16 protein-coding genes are annotated in these 20,279 nt (G+C 62.9%); 13 read left to right on the top strand and 3 right to left on the bottom strand.

What is annotated here, in order from left to right; translation table 11 throughout:
- Position 1 precedes the first annotated feature (1 nt).
- The 7 genes from DBR46_RS02005 to DBR46_RS01975 all read left to right on the top strand — a co-directional run bounded on the left by DBR46_RS02005 (position 2) and on the right by DBR46_RS01975 (position 9,210).
- Complete coding sequence (locus DBR46_RS02005) at positions 2-1,105, top strand: P1 family peptidase (protein WP_124524806.1); 1,104 nt, start codon at positions 2-4, stop codon at positions 1,103-1,105.
- A gap of 366 nt (positions 1,106-1,471) precedes the next feature.
- A complete protein-coding gene (locus DBR46_RS02000; RefSeq protein ID WP_124524805.1) occupies positions 1,472-2,905 on the top strand; it encodes a serralysin family metalloprotease in 1,434 nt (477 codons plus the stop codon).
- A 50-nt stretch (positions 2,906-2,955) separates the two neighbouring features.
- Positions 2,956-3,321 carry an AprI/Inh family metalloprotease inhibitor gene (locus DBR46_RS01995; protein WP_124524804.1) on the top strand — a complete coding sequence of 122 codons (366 nt, stop codon included), beginning with the start codon at positions 2,956-2,958 and terminating at the stop codon, positions 3,319-3,321.
- Positions 3,322-3,425: 104 nt separating this feature from the next.
- Positions 3,426-5,126, top strand: a complete 1,701-nt coding sequence (locus DBR46_RS01990) for a type I secretion system permease/ATPase (protein ID WP_124524803.1) — start codon at positions 3,426-3,428, stop codon at positions 5,124-5,126.
- Positions 5,123-6,415 carry an HlyD family type I secretion periplasmic adaptor subunit gene (locus tag DBR46_RS01985; protein WP_124524802.1) on the top strand — a complete coding sequence of 431 codons (1,293 nt, stop codon included), beginning with the start codon at positions 5,123-5,125 and terminating at the stop codon, positions 6,413-6,415. Before DBR46_RS01990 ends, DBR46_RS01985 begins: the two co-directional genes overlap by 4 nt.
- 2 nt (positions 6,416-6,417) lie before the next feature.
- Entirely contained in the window at positions 6,418-7,755 is a 1,338-nt protein-coding gene (locus tag DBR46_RS01980; protein ID WP_017739277.1) for a TolC family outer membrane protein, read from the top strand.
- Positions 7,756-7,797: 42 nt separating this feature from the next.
- Entirely contained in the window at positions 7,798-9,210 is a 1,413-nt protein-coding gene (locus tag DBR46_RS01975) for a lipase (protein WP_124524801.1), read from the top strand.
- Positions 9,211-9,362: 152 nt separating this feature from the next.
- Here DBR46_RS01975 and DBR46_RS01970 read toward each other — a convergent pair whose 3' ends face one another.
- Positions 9,363-9,587, bottom strand: coding sequence for a YgdI/YgdR family lipoprotein (locus tag DBR46_RS01970; protein WP_124524800.1), 225 nt, complete (start codon positions 9,585-9,587; stop codon positions 9,363-9,365).
- Positions 9,588-9,775: 188 nt separating this feature from the next.
- Here DBR46_RS01970 and DBR46_RS01965 point away from each other — a divergent pair, with 188 nt between their 5' ends.
- The 3 genes from DBR46_RS01965 to DBR46_RS01955 all read left to right on the top strand — a co-directional run bounded on the left by DBR46_RS01965 (position 9,776) and on the right by DBR46_RS01955 (position 14,685).
- Entirely contained in the window at positions 9,776-11,419 is a 1,644-nt protein-coding gene (locus tag DBR46_RS01965; protein ID WP_124524799.1) for a VRR-NUC domain-containing protein, read from the top strand.
- A complete protein-coding gene (locus DBR46_RS01960; RefSeq protein WP_124524798.1) occupies positions 11,416-13,671 on the top strand; it encodes an ATP-dependent DNA helicase in 2,256 nt (751 codons plus the stop codon). Before DBR46_RS01965 ends, DBR46_RS01960 begins: the two co-directional genes overlap by 4 nt.
- Before the next feature lie 81 nt (positions 13,672-13,752).
- Complete coding sequence (locus DBR46_RS01955; RefSeq protein WP_124524797.1) at positions 13,753-14,685, top strand: alpha/beta fold hydrolase; 933 nt, start codon at positions 13,753-13,755, stop codon at positions 14,683-14,685.
- Here the strand turns inward: DBR46_RS01955 and DBR46_RS01950 are convergent.
- Both DBR46_RS01950 and DBR46_RS01945 read right to left on the bottom strand, forming a co-directional pair.
- Complete coding sequence (locus DBR46_RS01950) at positions 14,648-16,114, bottom strand: HAMP domain-containing sensor histidine kinase (RefSeq protein WP_124524796.1); 1,467 nt, start codon at positions 16,112-16,114, stop codon at positions 14,648-14,650. The two genes, DBR46_RS01955 and DBR46_RS01950, sit on opposite strands and share 38 nt — an antisense overlap.
- Positions 16,111-16,821: a response regulator transcription factor gene (locus DBR46_RS01945; protein ID WP_124524795.1), complete on the bottom strand. Its 711-nt coding sequence runs from the start codon at positions 16,819-16,821 to the stop codon at positions 16,111-16,113. Before DBR46_RS01945 ends, DBR46_RS01950 begins: the two co-directional genes overlap by 4 nt.
- Positions 16,822-17,098: 277 nt before the next feature.
- On the opposite strand from DBR46_RS01945, the gene msrB reads away from it, so the two are divergent.
- From msrB to msrA, 3 genes are all read left to right on the top strand, one after another.
- Positions 17,099-17,599 carry a peptide-methionine (R)-S-oxide reductase MsrB gene (gene msrB / locus DBR46_RS01935; RefSeq protein WP_124524793.1) on the top strand — a complete coding sequence of 167 codons (501 nt, stop codon included), beginning with the start codon at positions 17,099-17,101 and terminating at the stop codon, positions 17,597-17,599.
- Positions 17,600-17,631: 32 nt separating this feature from the next.
- Positions 17,632-19,335: a cytochrome c biogenesis protein DipZ gene (locus DBR46_RS01930; RefSeq protein WP_124524792.1), complete on the top strand. Its 1,704-nt coding sequence runs from the start codon at positions 17,632-17,634 to the stop codon at positions 19,333-19,335.
- Positions 19,336-19,478: 143 nt separating this feature from the next.
- On the top strand, positions 19,479-20,171 hold the full coding sequence (gene msrA, locus DBR46_RS01925) for a peptide-methionine (S)-S-oxide reductase MsrA (RefSeq protein ID WP_124524791.1): 693 nt from the start codon (positions 19,479-19,481) through the stop codon (positions 20,169-20,171).
- Positions 20,172-20,279: the final 108 nt, after the last annotated feature.

Here is a 20,279-nt window from a genome sequence, read left to right as displayed (position 1 = left end):
TATGCGAGCACGGCAATTGGGGATTACCTTGGGCCTGGGCACACCCGGCGCGCTGAACGCCATCACCGACGTCCCGGGCGTGCGGGTCGGCCACAGCACGCTCAAGACCCGCATCAATGGCAAACAGGTGCGCACCGGGGTCAGCGTGGTGCAGCCACGTGCCGGTGAGGCGCGGCAACAACCGTGCTTTGCCGGGTACCACGTGCTCAATGGCAACGGCGATGCCACGGGCCTGGAGTGGATCAGCGAAGCGGGGTTGCTGACCACGCCGCTGGCCATCACCAACACCCACAGCATCGGCATTGTGCGCGACACCCTCATCGCCCTGGAGCGCGAGCGCCTGGCAGACCCGGCGGTGTATTGGTGCATGCCGGTGGTGATGGAAACCTATGATGGCCTGCTCAACGATATCTGGGGCCAGCATGTCGGGCCTGAGCATGTGCGCGAAGCGCTCGGCAGCGCCGAATCCGGCCCCGTGCAGGAAGGCGCCGTGGGCGGTGGCACCGGGATGATTTGCCATGAGTTCAAGGGCGGCATCGGCACGGCGTCGCGCTGCTTGTCGGCGGAGCAGGGCGGCTGGACCGTCGGCGTGCTGGTGCAGGCCAACCACGGCAAGCGCCAGGAGCTGCGGGTCGATGGTTACCCGGTGGGCCGCCAGCTCCTGGACATTCCCTCGCCGTTCGCCGAGCGGGGCACGCCGGGCATGGGCTCCATCGTGGTGATCATCGCCACCGACGCACCGTTGTTGCCGCACCAATGCACGCGCCTGGCGCAGCGGGCGTCCATCGGCATCGCCCGCACGGGCGGTGGCACCGAGGACTCCAGCGGCGACCTGTTCCTGGCCTTTGCCACCGGCAACCGGGATTTGCCGGCGGCCGATTACGGGCGTAAAGGCCTGCCATTGAGCAGTGCGTTGCAGATGGTCAACAACGACCATATCTCGCCGTTGTTCAGCGCAGCAGCAGAAGCAGTGGAGGAGGCGATCATCAACGCGATCCTCGCCGGCGAAGACATGTGCACCGATGATGGCGTGTTGGTGCCTGGCCTGCACGGCGAAACGCTTTTGGCGGCTTTGCATAAAACGGGTTGGAGTATGTCCCGGTAATAGGGGGCAACTGCATTTATTAGTGTAAGTAGTGGCTGTTTAATGTCGCCAATGACACCGTGCCAATATATTGGATCCATTAACTAGTGATGCCGCGCAAGTTGCGCGGCTTTAGCGCTATTTAATATTTAAATAAGGGGGTGTTGTTTTTTGTCGGACAAAATCAAGTCCGCCCAACAAATACGGCGTGCAACTTCTTTGTGCAAATGGGTTGCCTGTTTTGCCTGCAGGAAAAGATGTAGACGAAAGATTTCAAGTTGTGTCAGTTTTCTTACGCCTTCAAAAGAGGCGAGTGATAGGACGATCTCGCCCGCGGGGTTCCTATCGATCAAAGACTGATGCACTTGCAAACAAGGAAGTACGTTTATGTCAAAAGTTAAAGACAAGGCTATCGTGTCGGCGGCGCAAGCCAGCACCGCTTACTCGCAAATCGATAGCTTCAGCCATCTGTATGACCGTGGCGGCAACCTCACGGTCAATGGCAAACCGTCCTACACCGTCGACCAAGCCGCCACCCAGCTGCTGCGCGACGGTGCGGCCTACCGGGACGTTGACGGCAACGGCAAGATCGATCTGACCTACACCTTCCTGACCTCGGCGTCGTCCAGCACCATGAACAAACATGGCATCTCGGGCTTCAGCCAGTTCAGCACCCAGCAAAAAGCACAGGCCGCGCTGGCCATGCAATCCTGGGCGGATGTGGCCAACGTCACCTTCACCGAGAAGGCCAGCGGCGGTGACGCCCACATGACCTTCGGCAACTACAGCGGCGGCCAGGACGGCGCGGCGGCGTTTGCCTACCTGCCCGGCACCGGCGCGGGCTACGACGGCACTTCGTGGTACCTGACCAACAGCAGCTACACGCCGAACAAGACCCCGGACCTGAACAACTATGGCCGGCAGACCCTGACCCACGAAATCGGCCACACCCTGGGCCTGGCGCATCCCGGCGACTACAACGCCGGCGAAGGCGCACCGACCTACAACGACGCGTCCTATGGACAGGACACGCGCGGTTACAGCGTCATGAGTTACTGGAGCGAAAGCAACACGAACCAGAACTTCAGTAAAGGCGGGGTCGAAGCCTACGCTTCCGGGCCGCTGATCGACGACATTGCGGCGATCCAGAAGCTCTACGGCGCGAACTACAACACCCGTGCCGGCGACACCACCTACGGGTTCAACTCCAACACCGGGCGCGACTTCCTCAGCGCCACCTCCAACGCCGACAAACTGGTGTTCTCGGTATGGGACGGCGGTGGCAACGATACCCTGGACTTCTCCGGTTTCACCCAGAACCAGAAGATCAACCTCAATGAGGCCTCGTTCTCCGACGTTGGCGGCCTGGTGGGCAACGTGTCCATCGCCAAGGGCGTGACCGTGGAGAATGCCTTCGGTGGCGCCGGCAACGACCTGATCATTGGCAACAACGCGGCCAACCTGATCAAGGGCGGTGCCGGCAACGACATCATCTACGGTGGCGGTGGGGCCGACCAACTGTGGGGCGGCGCGGGCAACGACACCTTTGTGTTCGGCGCCAGCTCCGACTCCAAGCCTGGGGCTGCGGACAAGATCTTTGACTTCACTTCGGGTTCAGACAAGATCGACCTCAGCGGTATCACCAAAGGCGCAGGCCTGACGTTCGTCAATGCGTTCACCGGGCACGCCGGCGACGCGGTACTGACCTACGCCTCAGGCACCAACCTGGGCACCTTGGCGGTAGACTTCTCTGGGCACGGCGTGGCGGATTTCCTTGTCACCACCGTGGGCCAGGCCGCCGTCAGCGACATCGTGGCGTGATGTAGCAGCGCGGCGTTTCGGCGCCGCGTTCCCCCCGATGGAGCCTGAAGATGCAGCGTTTTACCCACTTTATCGCCTGCGTGGTGCAGGTAATGTTCATGTCGGCAGGAGCCCCCGTTATGGCGAGTAGCCTTGTTTTACCCAGCAGCGAACAATTGGCCGGGCACTGGCAACTGCACCAGCAGGACCAGGTCTGCGCCCTGGACCTGCTGGCCCCCAATGCCGTGCGTGGTGATGTCGAGTGCGCCGAGCAGTGGCTGGGGGACACCCCGAAGACCTGGCTACCGACGCCGGACGGTATATGGCTGATGAATGCCGACGGCACGGGCATTACCCATTTGAATCGCCAGAACAACGGTGAATATAAAGGCCGCACACTTTCCGGTACCGAAGTGATATTGCAACGAGCCTCTTAGTTGTTGGTTATAAGCCTATAACTTGATTTTGTTAGTTGCTCGCTCCGTTATTCGGGGTGCGGGTAACTATTGCGCGCTATTTGGTTCAAGGAAGATCGCAAGCTATGGCCACGCCGCCTTTATTCAAAGCGCTGGGTGAATACAAGAGTGTCTTGCTCAGCGTTGGCTGTTTCACGGCATTGATTAACCTGCTGATGCTGGTGCCGTCGATCTACATGCTGCAAGTGTATGACCGCGTGCTGTCCTCCCAGAATGAAACCACCCTGGTGATGTTGACGCTGATGGTCGTGGGCTTCTTTGTGTTTATTGGCACGCTGGAGGCGATTCGCAGTTTTATCGTGATCCGCATCGGCAGCCAGTTGGAGCGGCGTTTCAACCTGCGCGTCTACAAGGCGGCGTTTGAGCGCAACCTGCAACGCGGCCAGGGGCATGCGGGGCAGTCGCTGGGGGATTTGACCCATATCCGCCAGTTCATTACGGGGCCGGCGCTGTTCGCGTTTTTTGATGCGCCGTGGTTTCCCATCTACCTGCTGGTGATCTTCCTGTTCAACGTCTGGCTCGGCGTGCTGGCCACCGCCGGCGCACTGCTGCTGATCGGCCTGGCGTGCCTGAATGAATACCTGACGAAAAAACCCTTGGGCGAAGCCAGCGGCTACTCGCAGCAATCCACCCAACTGGCCACCAGCCATTTGCATAATGCCGAGACCATCCAGGCCATGGGCATGCTCGGCGCCCTGCGCCAGCGCTGGTTTGCCGTGCATTCGCAGTTTCTCGGCTTGCAGAACCGGGCCAGCGACACCGGCTCGGTGATCACCGCGCTGAGCAAATCCCTGCGCTTATGCCTGCAATCGCTGGTGCTGGGCCTGGGCGCGCTGCTGGTGATCAAAGGCGAGATGACCGCCGGCATGATGATTGCCGGTTCGATCCTGATGGGCCGCGTCCTCAGCCCCATCGACCAACTGATTGCGGTGTGGAAACAGTGGAGTTCGGCCAAGTTGGCGTACCAGCGTCTGGACGCGTTGCTGCGCGAAAGCCCCGAGGCCGTGGAGCCGATGAAATTGCCGGCGCCCAAGGGCCAGGTCAGTTTCGAGCAGGTCAGCGCAGGACCGCCGGGGCGGCGGGTGGCGACCCTGCATCAAGTCAGTTTCAACCTCGGCGCGGGCGAGGTGCTCGGCGTGCTCGGTGCCTCGGGCTCGGGTAAATCCACCCTGGCCCGCGTGCTGGTGGGCGTATGGCCGACCCTGGCGGGCACCGTGCGCCTGGACGGCGCGGATATCCATCGCTGGGACCGCGACGACCTCGGCCCGCACATCGGCTACCTGCCCCAGGACATCGAACTGTTCAGCGGCAGCATTGCCGACAACATCGCGCGGTTTCGCCAGGCCGACCCGCAGCTAGTGGTGCAGGCCGCGCAACAAGCCGGGGTGCATGAACTGATCCTGCGCCTGCCCCAAGGCTACGACACGCTGCTGGGCGACAACGGCGGCGGTCTGTCCGGCGGGCAGAAACAACGGGTGGCCCTGGCCCGGGCGTTGTACGGCGGGCCCCGGCTGATCGTGCTGGATGAGCCCAACTCCAACCTCGACACGCAGGGCGAAGCCGCACTGGCCAGCGCCATCGTGCAGATGAAAGCCCAGGGCAGCAGCGTGGTGCTGGTCACCCACCGTTCGGCGGCGTTGGCCCAGGCCGACAAGCTGCTGGTGCTCAACGAGGGCCAGTTGCAAGTGTTCGGCCCCAGCCAGGAAGTGCTGCGGGCCTTGTCCGGGCAACGCGAACAACCGCCTCAAGCAAGGATGCCAGCATGATCCACGAACAACACGACGCGCGTTTTTTTGTGCGCATGGGCTGGTTGCTGACGGTGCTCGGTGCCGGAGGATTCTTTCTCTGGGCCAGCCTGGCGCCATTGGACCAAGGTATTCCGGTGCAAGGCACGGTGGTGGTGTCGGGCAAGCGCAAGGCCGTGCAAACCCTCAGCCCGGGCGTGGTCAGCGGGATTCTGGTGCGTGAAGGCGAGGCGGTGAAACAGGGCCAGCCGCTGTTTCGTCTTGACCAGACGCAGCACCAGGCCGACGTGCAATCGCTGCAAGCGCAGTACCGCATGGCCTGGGCCAGCGTGGCGCGCTGGCAGAGCGAGCGTGATAACCGCGCCAGCATCACCTTCCCCGCGGAGCTGAGCAGCGATGCTGATCCAGCCCTGGCCCTGGTCCTGGAAGGCCAGCGCCAACTGTTCAGTAGCCGCCGCGAAGCCTTTGCCCGTGAACAGGCCGGGATTCGCGCGAACATCGATGGCGCCACCGCGCAACTGGGCGGCATGCGCCGGGCGCGCAGCGACCTGACGGCCCAGGCCCAATCCCTGCGCGATCAACTGGGCAACCTGCAACCCTTGGCCGACAACGGCTACATCCCGCGCAACCGCCTGCTGGAATACCAGCGCCAACTGTCTCAGGTGCAGCAGGACCTGGCGCAGAACACCGGCGAAAGCGGGCGGGTGGAGCAGGGCATCCTCGAATCGCGTCTGAAACTTCAGCAGCACAGCGAGGAATACCAGAAGGAAGTGCGCAGCCAACTGGCCGACGCGCAACTGCGCAGCCTCACCCTGGAACAGCAACTGACCTCGGCCGGCTTCGACCTGCAACACAGCCAGATCAACGCGCCGGCCGATGGCATTGCGGTCAACCTCGGCGTGCACACAGTGGGCGCGGTGGTGCGCGCCGGGGAAACCCTGCTGGAGATCGTGCCCCAGGGCACGCGCCTGGAAGTCGAAGGGCGCCTGCCCGTGCATCTGGTGGACAAGGTTGGCACCCAACTGCCGGTGGACATCCTCTTCACCGCCTTCAACCAGAGCCGCACGCCACGGGTACCGGGGCAAGTCAGCCTGATTTCGGCCGACCAGATGCTCGATGAAAAGACCGGCGCGCCGTATTACGTGCTGCGCACCACGGTCAGCGACATGGCGCTGGAGAAACTCCACGGCCTGGTGATCAAGCCCGGCATGCCCGCCGAGATGTTTGTGCGCACCGGCGAACGCTCGTTGCTCAACTATCTGTTCAAGCCGCTGCTGGATCGCGCCGGCTCCGCGTTGACCGAGGAATAAGCATGAAACCGGTGTTTATCGCCTTGCTGTTGAGCTGCACCAGTGCCCACGCCGCCATGGGCCCGTTCGACGTGTACGAACAAGCCTTGCGCAACGATCCGGTGTTCCTTGGCGCGATCAAGGAGCGCGATGCCGGCCTGGAAAACCGCACCATCGGCCGCGCCGGCCTGCTGCCCAAGCTGTCCTACAACTACAACAAGGGCCGCAACAACTCCCAGGCCACCTTGCCCGACGGGCGTGGCGGCACCTATCACGATGACCGCAACTACAACAGCTACGGTTCGACCTTCAGCCTGCAACAGCCGTTGTTCGACTACGAGGCCTACGCCAACTACCGCAAGGGCGTGGCCCAGGCGCTGTTCGCCGATGAAAGCTTTCGCGACAAGAGCCAGGCGTTGCTGGTGCGGGTGTTGTCCTACTACACCCAGGCATTGTTCGCACAGGACCAGATCGACATTGCCCGCGCCAAGAAGAAGGCATTCGAGCAGCAGTTCCAGCAGAACCGGCACCTGTTCCAACAAGGCGAGGGCACACGCACGGACATTCTTGAAGCCGAGTCCCGTTATGAACTGGCCACCGCCGAGGAGATCCAGGCGCTGGACGAGCAGGACGCATCGCTCAGGGAACTGGGCGCCTTGATCGGCGTGCCCAGCGTCAACATCGACGACCTGGCGCCGCTGAACCAGGGCTTTGCCGCCTTCACCTTGACCCCGGCCAACTACGACACCTGGCATGAACTGGCGATCAGCAACAACCCGACGTTAGCGTCCCAGCGCCAGGCCCTGGAAGTGGCCCGTTATGAAGTGGAGCGCAACCGCGCCGGGCATCTGCCGAAAGTCACCGCGTACGCCAGTTCGCGCCAACAGGAGTCCGACAGCGGCAACACCTACAACCAGCGCTACGACACCAACACCATCGGCGTCGAGGTCAGTTTGCCGTTGTATGCCGGTGGCGGTATTTCCGCGTCCACCCGCCAGGCCAGCCGGGCCATGGAGCAGGCCGAGTACGAGCTGGAGGGCAAGACCCGCGAAACCCTGATCGAACTGCGCCGCCAGTTCAGCGCCTGCCTGTCGGGGGTGAGCAAGTTGCGCGCGTACCAGAAGGCGTTGACGTCGGCCGAAGCGCTGGTGGTGTCGACCAAGCAAAGCATCCTCGGCGGCGAGCGCGTCAACCTCGATGCACTCAACGCCGAGCAGCAGCTCTACAGCACCCGCCGCGACCTGGCCCAGGCGCGTTATGACTACCTGATGGCCTGGACCAAATTGCACTACTACGCCGGCAACCTGCGCGACACGGACCTGGCCAAGGTGGATGAGGCGTTTGGGCCAGCGGCAAGGTGATCGCCGATTCCGACCCTTCCAACAACAAAAAGAGGCATCAGCATGGGTATCTTCGACTACAAAAACCTGGGCACCGAGGGTTCCAAGGCGTTGTTCGCCGACGCCATGGCAATCACCTTGTACAGCTATCACAACCTGGATAACGGCTTTGCCGTGGGTTACCAGCACAATGGTTTGGGCTGGGGCTTGCCGGCCACCTTGGTCGGCGCGCTGCTCGGCGGCGCAGACTCACAGGGTGTAATTCCCGGCATTCCGTGGAACCCGGACTCGGAAAAAGCCGCCCTGGAGGCGGTGCAGCAAGCCGGTTGGACGCCCATCAGTGCAAGCACCCTGGGTTACGCCGGCAAGGTCGATGCGCGCGGTACGTTCTTTGGCGAAAAAGCCGGCTACACCAGCGCGCAGGTGGAGGTGCTGGGCAAGTACGATGACGCCGGCAAGCTGCTGGAAATCGGCATCGGCTTTCGCGGCACCTCCGGGCCCCGGGAAAACCTGATCAGCGATTCCATCGGCGACTTGGTCAGCGATCTGATGGCCGCGCTGGGCCCCAAGGACTACGCGAAGAACTACACCGGCGAAGCGTTCGGCACCTTGCTCAAACACGTTGCCGACTACGCCAGCGCCCATGGCCTCAGCGGCAAGGACGTGGTGGTCAGCGGCCACAGCCTGGGCGGCTTGGCGGTCAACAGCATGGCGGACCTCAGCGGCAATAAATGGTCGGGCTTCTACACGGACGCCAACTACGTGGCCTACGCCTCGCCGACCCAGAGCAGCAGCGACAAGGTGCTCAATATCGGCTACGAGAACGACCCGGTGTTTCGTGCGCTGGACGGTTCAACGTTCAACCTGTCGTCCCTCGGCGTACATGACAAGCCCCATGAGTCGAGCACCGACAACATCGTCAGCTTCAACGACCACTACGCCTCGAACCTGTGGAATGTGCTGCCGTTTTCCATTGCCAACCTGCCGACCTGGGTCTCCCACCTGCCGACCGGTTATGGCGACGGCCTGACGCGCGTGCTTGAGTCGGGTTTCTATGAGCAGATGACTCGCGACTCCACAGTGATCGTCGCCAACCTGTCCGACCCGGCCCGCGCGACGACCTGGGTACAAGACCTCAACCGCAATGCCGAGCCCCACAAAGGCAACACCTTCATCATCGGCAGTGACGGCAACGACCTGATCCAGGGCGGCAAGGGCGCGGATTTTATCGAGGGCGGCAAGGGCAATGACACGATCCGTGACAGCAGCGGGCACAACACGTTTCTGTTCAGCGGGCAGTTTGGTCAGGATCGGGTGATTGGCTATCAGCCGACGGACAGACTGGTGTTCAAGGAGGTGCAGGGCAGTGTGGAGTACCGCGAGCACGGTGGGGATACGGTGATCAGTGTCGGTTCGGATTCGGTGACGCTAGTCGGCGTGAGCGGCTGGTCAGGGGAGGGGGTGTTGATCAGCTAAAGCTGGAATGCTTTCAAAATGTGGGAGCGGGCTTGCTCGCGAAGGCGGAGTGTCAGATACATATCCGGTGACTGGCCCACCGCTTTCGCGAGCAAGCCCGCTCCCACACAAGCCAGCTCCCACATTTTCAAATGCACTCGGGCATCGGGAAATTACTTTTCCTTGATAACCGTGGCCACATCCGCCGCCTTCACACGCACGCGCTTGCCAGCAATATCAGTGAATTCGTAGAAACCATCGGCGGCGTTGGTTTTCGGCAGGTCCTTGGTCAAATACTGCGTGCCATTTTGCAATGTCACCACCGTTTGCGTCGCGCAACCGGCCAATACCAGAAAAGTGAGTGCAACCAGTGGCAGACCCAAATTCTTCATGCTCATAACCCTTACCTATCAACCCTGAAAAGTCCCGCGCTAAAGGCTGCGGGGCACAAATTTTACGCCATCGGCTCACCCATCAGATCACTTTTATACAAAAAGTTGCGTGCGCCATTTATCTATTACCGATTGCAACAAGCCATCGGCAGCGGCACTCTGTATGCATAACCAGTATTTGACCCCTGTGCGCCATGGCCAACCCCCTCGAAGACCCGCTTTATTACCTGCAAAACTTCCGTCAGGTCCTGCAATGGCTGGGGCAACGCTATGCCGACTTGCTCGACCCGGACGAAACACAGTTCATTCAGCAATTTGACAGCTTGCCGCAAGCCTCCCAGGCCTTGCTGGTGCGCATGGTCATGCGCAAGGGCGTGCATTTTCGTGCGGGCAAGCTCAATTACCTGGAAATCGGTTGTACCCGTGCAGCGGCGGAGCCGTTGTTGCGTCTGGGGTGGATCGACGAACACTGCCCGCTGAGCTTTGAAACGCTGTTCGCCTTGCTGCAAAAAGGCGAAATCCTCGCGGCGTTCAAGCCCTGGATCGACAATCCCAAGGGCAACAAGGCCGACTGGCTGGAAGGCTTGGCGGCGCAGTTTCCCGACAGCCGCAGCTTTGCCGCCTGGTGCCCGGAGTTGGCCGATACCCTGTACAGCCTCAGCGTGATGGACCTGTGCGACCGCCTGCGCCTGATGTTCTTCGGCAACCTGTACCAGGACTGGTCCGAGTTCGTGCTGGCGGACCTGGGCATCTACACCTACGAAAAGGTGGAGATCTGCGCCGAATCCCGGGGTTTGCGCAGCCGTGATGACGTGCAGGGGTTTCTGTTCCTGCATGCTTGCCAGCAAGCCTTCGAGGCCGGTGAGCCGGTCGCGGACGTACTGGCGCACATCGCCACCCTGAGCACCGACAACCCCTGGCTGGAACGGCGACGGGCCAAACTGGCGTTCCAGCTCGGTCAGTATTGCGAGCGTTTGGCCGAGTTGACGCTGGCCGTACAGATCTACCGCACCTGCGCCTATCCTGGCGCGCGTGCAAGGTTGATCCGTGTGCTGGAGCGCCAGGAGGACTACGCCCAGGCCATGGAACTGGCGGACGCGGCGCAACAGGCGCCGGAAAGTCCTGCCGAGCTCCAACACCTGCTGCGGGTGCTGCCACGGCTGCGGCGCAAACTGGGGGCGCCGGCGCTGCCCAAGGTCAAGCCGCACGAAGTCAGCCGCCTGGACCTGGCGTTGCCGCAACCGCTGGAGTCGGTGGAAATCTGTGTGCAGTTGCACCTGAGTACGCCCGAGGCACCGGTGCATTACGTCGAGAACGGCCTGATCAATTCGCTGTTTGGCCTGCTGTGCTGGGACGCGATCTTCGCGCCTTTGCCGGGCTCGTTTTTCCACCCGTTCCAACGCGGGCCGGTGGACTTGCACAGCGAAGACTTCCACCAGCGGCGCGCCGCGTTGTTCGACGCCTGTTTCGAACAACTGGCGGATGAGCGCTACAAAACCACGATCCGCCAACGCTACGTGGACAAATGGGGCATCCAGTCACCCTTCGTGTTCTGGAACCTGCTCACCGAAGACCTGCTGGAGCAGGCACTGGCCTGCTTGCCCGCCGCCCACCTGCGCCACTGGTTCGACCGGTTGCTGCTGGACATCCGCGCCAACCGCGCCGGCATGCCGGACCTGATCCAGTTCTGGCCCGCGCAGAACACCTACCGCATGATCGAGGTCAAGGGCCCCGGGGACCGCCTGCAAGACAACCAACTGCGCTGGCTGGAATTCTGCGCGCAGCACCAGATGCCGGTCACGGTCTGCTACGTGCGCTGGGCGGAACCTGCGCTTTGAGCTACAGCGTGGCCGTGCGGGCGCTGTGTGAGTTCACGGCCAAGGTCGGCGACCTCGACCTGCGCTTCACGCCATCCCCCAGCGCCCAGGAAGGCATTGCCGGCCATCGCACCGTTGCCTCGCGGCGCAGTGCGCATTACCAGAACGAAGTGGCCCTGGAGGGCGAGTACCAACTACTCAAGGTGCGGGGCAGGGCGGACGGCTATGACCCGGACACCAACCGCCTGGAAGAAGTGAAGACCTATCGCGGCGACCTCGACGCCCAGCCCGCCAACCATCGCCAACTGCACTGGGCCCAGGCCAAGGTCTACGGTTGGCTGCTGTGCCAGAAACTCGGGCTGGCCCAGATCAACCTGGCGCTGGTGTACTTCGATATCGTCGGTGAAGGCGAGACCGTGCTCAACCAAAGTGCCCAGGCGACGGAGCTGGAAGCGTTCTTCAACAGGCAGTGCGCGCTGTTCCTCGGTTGGGCCGAGCAGGAAATGCAGCACCGCGATGCCCGCAACCGCGGGGCGCAAAGCCTGGGTTTCCCCCACGCCGGCTTTCGTACGGGCCAGCGAGCCCTGGCTGAGACGGTATACAAAGCCGTCACCACCGGCCGCTGCCTGATGGCCCAGGCGCCCACCGGCATCGGCAAGACCATCGGCACCATCTTCCCGCTGCTCAAGGCGCTGGCGCCGCAGCAACTGGACAAGGTGTTCTTCCTCACCGCCAAGACCCCGGGGCGCAAGCTCGCCCTCGACGCCGCCAGCGTGCTGCACCGCAGCAGCGCCGATTTGCCCCTGCGGGTGCTGGAACTGGTGGCCCGTGACAAAGCTTGCGAACACCTGGACAAAGCCTGCCACGGCGAGTCATGCCCGTTGGCCAAAGGCTTCTACGACCGCCTGCCCGCCGCGCGCGCCGCCGCCGCCCAGGTGCGCCTGCTCGACCAGCGCAGCCTGCGGGACGTAGCCCTGGCCCACAGCGTGTGCCCGTATTACCTGAGCCAGGAAATGGCGCGCTGGGCCGATCTGGTGGTCGCCGACTACAACTACTACTTCGACTTCGGCGCCATGCTGTTCGGCCTCGCTCAGCTCAACCAGTGGCGCGCGGCCGTGTTGGTGGACGAGGCCCACAACCTGGTGGAGCGCGCCCGCTCGATGTACAGCGCCAGCCTCGACCAGTACAGCCTCAAGACCCTGCGCGACACGGCGCCCGAACCGCTGAAGAAACCCCTGCAACGCCTGAACCGCGAATGGAATGCACTGCACAAGGATCAGCTCGCGCCCTACCAGGCCTATGCGGCCCGCCCGGAAAAACTCCTGCAAGCCCTGAGCCTGTGCACCAGCGCCCTGGGCGACTACTTCAACGATCACCCCGAAGCCCTTAACGGCGAGCTGCAAACTTTCTACTTTGACGCCCTGCAATTTGCCAAGGTCGCCGAGCTGTTCAACGAACACTTCATCTTCGACATCAGCAAGCGCCAGCTCAACGGCAAGCGCAGCAGCTCAACCCTGTGCCTGCGCAATGTGGTGCCAGCCGAGTTCATCCGCCCGCGCCTGACCGCCGCCCGCAGCAGCGTGCTGTTTTCCGCAACCCTCAGCCCACGGCATTACTACGCCGACCTGCTGGGGCTGCCGTCCGACACCGCGTGGATCGATGTGGAGTCGCCGTTCCAGGCTGCGCAATTACAGGTGCGGATTGTCGATGCAATCTCTACGCGCTTCGTGCACCGCCAGGCGTCGCTGGAACCCATCGTCGCGTTGATCGCCCAGCAGTTCGCGCAACGGCCGGGCAACTACCTGGCATTTTTCTCCAGCTTCGATTACCTGCAACAGGTGGCGCAATTACTCGCCGAGCGCCACCCGCAGATCCCGCTGTGGCAACAATCACGGGGCATGGCCGAGGCCGAGCGCCAGGCCTTTCTTGACCAGTTCACCGAACACAGCCAGGGCATCGGCTTCGCGGTGCTGGGCGGCGCCTTTGGTGAGGGGATCGACCTGCCCGGTGCGCGGTTGATCGGTGCGTTTATTGCCACCCTGGGCTTGCCGCAACTGAACCCGGTCAACGAGCAGATGAAGCTGCGCATGGCCGCGATCTTTGGCGCCGGCTATGACTACACCTATCTGTATCCGGGGCTGCAAAAAGTCGTGCAGGCCGCCGGCCGGGTGATCCGCAGCCAGCAGGACGAGGGCGTGGTGATGCTGATCGACGACCGCTTCGGCGAGGCGCGGGTGCGGCAACTGTTGCCCCGCTGGTGGGCGGTGGAGTGAGGCATTCCCGGTATCAATGATGCTGGCATCGCCGCTGACAATCCTCCACGCTGGGTGAAAATCTCTACACAGGGCCCGCCCATGCGCCAGCAACTGATCCCCGTCAACGGCATTACGCTGAGTGTGCACATCGCTGGCCCCGAGCATGGCCAGCCGGTTTGGCTGCTGCACGGTTTCCCGGAGTGCTGGCACTCCTGGCGTTTGCAGGTCCCGGCGCTGGTGGCGGCGGGTTATCGGGTGTTTGTCCCTGAAATGCGTGGCTATGGCCAATCCAGTGCGCCCGCTGAAATCGCCGACTATGACGTGCTGACCCTGTGCGCCGATATCCAGCAGGCCATGGACGCTTTCGGCCACACCGAGGTGGTGATGGTTGGGCATGACTGGGGCGCCGTGGTGGCCTGGCACCTGGCGTTGCTGGAGCCTGAGCGCGTGACGCGGCTGATCACGTTGTCGGTGCCGTTCGCCGGGCGCGCGCGGCGGCCGGTGATTGAAATCATGCGCGAGCTGTACGCCGACCGCTTCAATTACATCCTGTATTTCCAGGAACCCGGCGTCGCCGAGCAGGAACTGGACGCCGATATCGAACGCACCCTGCGCCTGTTCATGCAGGATCAGGATGTGTTTTTGCAGCAGAAACCCGCCAACGCCCGCTTGCTTGACGGCGTTGCCGCGCCCGGCCCATTGCCGTCGTGGTGTACGCGTGCGGACCTCGATGTGTACGTGCACACCTTTGCCGAACAGGGCTTTCGTGGCGCGCTGAACTGGTATCGCAACTTCCCGCGCAACTGGCAGCGCAGCGAGTTCCTGGCCGGCCAGCAGGTGCTGCAACCCACGCTGTTCCTGATTGGTGACCGCGACCCGGTCGGCGTGTTTGAAGCCCACACCCTCAAGCGCATGCCGGATACCGTGCCCGATCTTGAGCAGCACGTGCTGCCCAATTGCGGTCACTGGATCCAGAACGAGCAAGGGCAACAGGTCAACGGCTTGATGCTTGCCTTTCTAGGGAGAACGTAAACGTCGCGCCGTGCCCAGGGCGCTCCACCAGGCGGATATTGCGCCCGTGCAATTGCAGGATGCGATGCACGATGCGCAAGCCCAGGCCGCCATCGCGGCGCGCGCCGCCAATGGTGAAGGCCCTCAGGAACAAGCCTTCACGCAGCTCGGGGTCAATCCCCGGGCCACTGTCGCTGACCGTCACGGCGACACCTTCGGGCCCTGGCACGAGGATCACTTCGACTTCGCCGTTCACCGGCGTGTGACGCAGGGCGTTGTCCAGCAGGTTGGTGAGCACCCGCTCGATCAAACCGAGGTCGGCCAGCACCGTCGGCACCTGCGGCGGCAGGGTGGCCGTGAGGGTAATGGCGCGGGCTTCGGCGCTCAGTTCGAACTTCTGGAACACGTCCTGCACCAGGTCCGGCAGGGAAAACCCTTCGATCACCGGCTGCACAAAGCCGTGTTCCAGGCGCACCAGCTCCAGCAGGGATTGGGCCAGGCCGCCGACCTTGCGGCTCTGGTCCAGGGCGATGCCCAGGTAGCGCCGGCGTTCTTCGGGGCTGAGGCTGGCGTCCTTGAGGGACAGGGTTTCCAGATAACCGTGCAGCGACGCCAGCGGGGTGCGCAGGTCATGGGAGATGTTCGCGACCATGTCCCGACGTTCCTGATCCTGGTGGGTGAGGGCACGCCACTGTTCGCCCAGGCGGTTCTCCATTTGCACGAAGGCGTGGTCGAGCACGGCGATTTCGTCACCGCTGTGCAGCGCCTCGGCGGCCGGCTCCGGGGTTTTCGGCGCGCCATTGATATCGAACTGGCCGACCTTGTCAGTCAACTGGCGCAACGGGCGGGTGATCCAGGCAAAGGCGATCAAGCCGGCCATCAGGCACAGCAACGCCACCAGACCGATGGACCACAGCGCGATTTTCAGCGCCATGCCGGTGGCATCCTTGGCATCGAACACATCGTGGGCCTCACCTAGCAGCACCACATACAGGAAACCGGTCTGCTTGCCGTTGGCCTTGAGCGGCGCGGCGCTGAACACCTTGCGTCCCTCGACGCTGCGCGGGTCATCGCCGAGGATCGGCAGCATGGCGCCGCTGAGGAAGCGCCGCACCGGCGCCAGGTCGACGCGGTCGCGCAACAAGTGGCCGCTGGGTGCGGCGTTGCCGACCACACGACCGTCGATGTCGAGCAGGTACACCTCGACGCTCGGGTTCACCAGCATCAACTGGCTGAACAGCGTGCGCACCGCCTCGGGCTTGAGGCCATCGGCGTCCATCAGTTGCGTGTCACGGGCGATATGCGCCGCGAGGTCGCGGGACAGGCCTTGCACCACTTCCAACTCGTGCATGCGGTTGGACCGTACTTGCAGCCACGCCGAGGTGCCGCTGCAAATCAGCAGCAACACGGCAAACACCACCGACAGGCGCTGGGTCAGGGTCAGCTTCATGGCGCGGTCTCGGCAAACTTGTAGCCACGGCCCCACACCGTGAGGATGCGCGCCGGGTTGGCCGGGTCGGTTTCGACCTTGGCGCGCAGGCGGTTGATATGGGTGTTCACCGTGTGTTCATAGCCCTCGTGGCTGTAGCCCCACACGGCGTTGAGCAGGTCCATGCGCGAAAACACCTTGCCCGGCTGGCGTGCGAAGAAGTACAGCAGGTCGAACTCACGCGGCGTGAGGTCCAGGCGCTGGCCTTGCAGGGTCACGTCGCGGGTCAGCGGGTTGATGAACAGTTGGCCCAGGTCGAGGCTGCCGGCGTCCATCTTCAGGTTGCGCGCCATGGCGTCCACCCGGCGCAGCAACGCCTTGACCCGCGCCACCAGCTCCGGCATCGAGAACGGTTTGGCCAGGTAATCGTCGGCGCCCAGCTCCAGGCCGAGGATGCGATGCAGTTCGCTGGAACGCGCACTGGTGATGATGATCGGCGTGTAGCGCGTCATGGCACGGGCGCGCCGGCAGATCTCCAGGCCATCGACGCCGGGCAGCATCAGGTCGAGGATCAACGCATCCCAACCGCCTTGCTCCAGCAGGCGCAGGCCCTCGTTGCCATCGGCGCTGTGCACCACGTCAAACTGCTCGTCACGCAGGTGCAGGCAGATCAAGTCGGCGATATGGGCATCGTCCTCGACCACGAGGACACGTTTGGGCTGATCCATGTAAGCGAAACCTTGGCTTGTAGTCGGCGCATTGTGCGGCTTTTGCCACAGTGTAGTTATCACGAATTGTTTAACTCTGCGTGAGGATTTGGCGACCGGCCGGGGGGCAGGATGGCGTCATTGCAGTTGGGGAAGGGCTTGTATGTGGCGAGGGAGCTTGCTCCCGCTCGACATCGCAGTTGGAGCCGGCTTTTTGGGAGCGTTGCGCACTCCAGCGGGAGCAAGCTCCCTCGCCACAACAAGCTCCCTCGCCACAGGGCCTTGAATGGAGAAACCTATGTACTCACGCAGACAAATCCTGCTGGCCGGCGGTGGCCTGGGTGTCGCAGTCCTCGCCGGTGGCTTGCTGAAGCAGCTCAACCTGGGCAGCGAAGCCGAGGCGGCTGAAACCTTCGAGGTCAGCCACAGCGACGCCGAGTGGCGCAGCCTGCTCAGCGCCGAGCAATACGCCGTGCTGCGCGAGGAGGGCACCGAGCGCCCTTACAGCAGCCCGCTCAACAATGAACACCGCGTCGGCACCTTTGCCTGCGCCGGTTGCGCGTTGGCGCTGTTTTCGTCCACCACCAAGTTCGACAGCCATACCGGCTGGCCGAGTTTCTGGCAGCCGCTGGATAACGCGGTGGCCAGCCGTACCGACCGTTCTTTCGGCATGGCACGCAACGAAATCCATTGCCGCCGTTGCGGCGGTCACCAAGGGCACGTGTTCGACGACGGCCCTCAACCCACCGGCCTGCGTTATTGCATGAATGGCGCGGCCATGACGTTCACGGCGGCTTAAGCCGATGTCTCTTTCTTATAAGGTCTTATCCCATGTGGCTTCTGCTTCTCGCGTACCTGGGCGGCGTGCTGACCATCGTCAGCCCGTGCATCCTGCCGGTTCTGCCTTTTGTCTTCGCTCGCACCGGGCAGCCGTTTTTGCGCAGTGGCTTGCCGCTGTTGGCGGGGATGGCGGTGACATTTGCCCTGGTGGCCACGCTGGCCGCCGTGGGCGGCGGTTGGGTGGTGCAAGTCAATCAATACGGGCGCTGGCTCGCGTTGCTCTGCGTGGCGCTGTTTGGGCTCACGCTGCTGCTGCCGCAACTGTCGGAACGCCTGACGCGGCCTCTGGTGGCCGCCGGCAGTCGCTTGTCGGAAGCCGCCGGGGCCGACGCCAGGCCGCGTGCGGGCGCCTCGTTCCTGATCGGCGTGGCCACCGGGTTGCTCTGGGCGCCGTGCGCCGGGCCAATCCTCGGGCTGCTGCTGACCGGCGCCGCGCTGCAGGGCGCCAATATCGGCACTACCTTGCTGTTGCTGGCCTACGCCGCCGGTGCGGCGACGTCCCTGGCGCTGGCGTTGCTGGTCGGCGGTAAAGTCTTTGGCTTGATGAAGAAGTCCCTGGGTGCTGGTGAGTGGTTGCGTCGCGGCCTTGGCGCACTGATGTTGGCCGGTGTCGCAGCGATTGCCCTGGGCCTGGACACTGGGGTGTTGTCGCGCTTGTCGACAGCGTCCACCGGTGGCCTGGAACAAAGCCTGGTGGACCGCCTGAACGCCAAGCCGCCAGCGCAGGGTGGGGCGATGATGATGGCGGCCAACCACAACAGCGATTCGCTGCCGATCGAAGGCGCGCTGCCGCCGTTGGACGGCGCCGTGCAATGGCTCAACAGCGCGCCGCTGAGTGCCGAAGCCCTCAAGGGCAAAGTGGTGCTGGTGGATTTCTGGACCTACTCCTGCATCAACTGCCTGCGCACCCTGCCTTACGTCAAAGCCTGGGCCGAGAAGTACCGCGACCAGGGACTGGTGGTGATTGGCGTGCACGCCCCGGAGTTTGCCTTTGAACGGGACGTGGGCAATGTCACACAGGCCATGAAAGACCTGGGCATCACCTACCCGGTGGCCATCGACAACAACTACAAGATCTGGCGTGCGTTCAACAACCAGTACTGGCCGGCGCATTACTTTGCCGATGCCAACGGCCAGATTCGCTATCACCACTTTGGTGAAGGCAGCTATGCCGAATCGGAGCGGGTGATCCAGCAACTGCTGCGCGAGGCCGGGGCAAAAAACGTCGCGGGCGGCTTGATCGACGTGGATGCCAAGGGCGTGCAACAGGCGCCGGACCTGAACACCGTGCAGTCGCCGGAAACCTACCTGGGCGCGCAGCGCGCCGAGAACTTCGTCAAGTCTGGCCCCTTGGCGTTGAACAACTGGACCCTGGGAGGCCAATGGAATGTAGGCGGCCAGCAAGTCACGCTGGAGCAGGCGGGTGGGCGCATTGTCTACCGCTTCCATGCCCGAGACTTGCATCTGGTGCTGGCGCCTGGCGCGGATGGCAAGCCGGTGCGCTTCAAAGTCACGGTCGATGGCCAGGCCCCGGGCGAGGCGCACGGCACGGATGTGGCGCCGGATGGCAGCGGTACGGTGACTGAGCAGCGCTTGTACCAACTGGTGCGGCAGCCGGGTGAGGTGCAGGACCGTACTTTCAGCATTGAGTTTCTGGACCCGAATGTGGCGGCGTATGCCTTTACCTTTGGCTAACCGATTTATGAACTGACAACCCAATCAATGTGGGAGCGGGCTTGCTCGCGAATGCAGTGTGTCAGCCACTGAAATGCTGACTGACCCACCGCATTCGCGAGCAAGCCCGCTCCCACAGTTGACCGTGTTCTGGAGTGAGATTTATGAAAGTTCTCAGATTACTACCTGCACTGGCCTTGGTTGCCTTTATCGGCCAAGCCCAGGCCTTTTCCTTTGGTTCTTCCGACGATGCCGTCGTCATCGCACCACCCGCCCTGGACCTGCCAGCCTCGGCCAACCTGCAAACCGCCGTGTTCGCGGGCGGCTGCTTCTGGGGCGTACAAGGCGTTTTCCAGCATGTGCAGGGCGTCAAAAACGCAGTCTCCGGCTATGACGGCGGCGCGGCGAGCACGGCGCAGTATGAGTCTGTCAGCGCGGGCGATACCGGCCATGCCGAGGCGGTTTCCGTCACCTATGACCCGAGCAAAGTCAGCTACGGCAAGCTGTTGCAGATCTACTTTTCGGTGGCCCACAACCCCACGGAACTGAACCGCCAGGGCCCGGATACCGGCACGCAGTACCGTTCGGCGATCTTTGCGCAGAATGCCGAGCAGCAGAAAGTTGCTCAGGCGTATATCGCGCAACTGGATGCTGCGAAGTCCTTCGACAAGCCGATCGTGACTCGGATCGAGATGGGCAAGCCGTTCTATCCGGCGGAGGCCTACCATCAGGACTTTCTCACCGAGAATCCGTCTTACCCGTACATCGTGATCAATGATTTGCCGAAGGTGGTGCAGTTGAAAAAGCTGTTTCCTGAGCAGTACAGCGCGGAGCCGACCTTGGTAAAAACTCAATAAACACCGCAAAACCCATGTGGGAGCGGGCTTGCTCGCGAATGCAGTGTGTCAGTCGGCTCATCTGGTACTGACCCACCGCATTCGCGAGCAAGCCCGCTCCCACACAAG

It is taken from the genome of Pseudomonas sp. KBW05 (assembly GCF_003852405.1).
GTDB lineage: Bacteria > Pseudomonadota > Gammaproteobacteria > Pseudomonadales > Pseudomonadaceae > Aquipseudomonas.
Note: the sequence above shows the minus strand (reverse complement) of the source record. Positions and strands in the feature narration are given on the sequence as shown.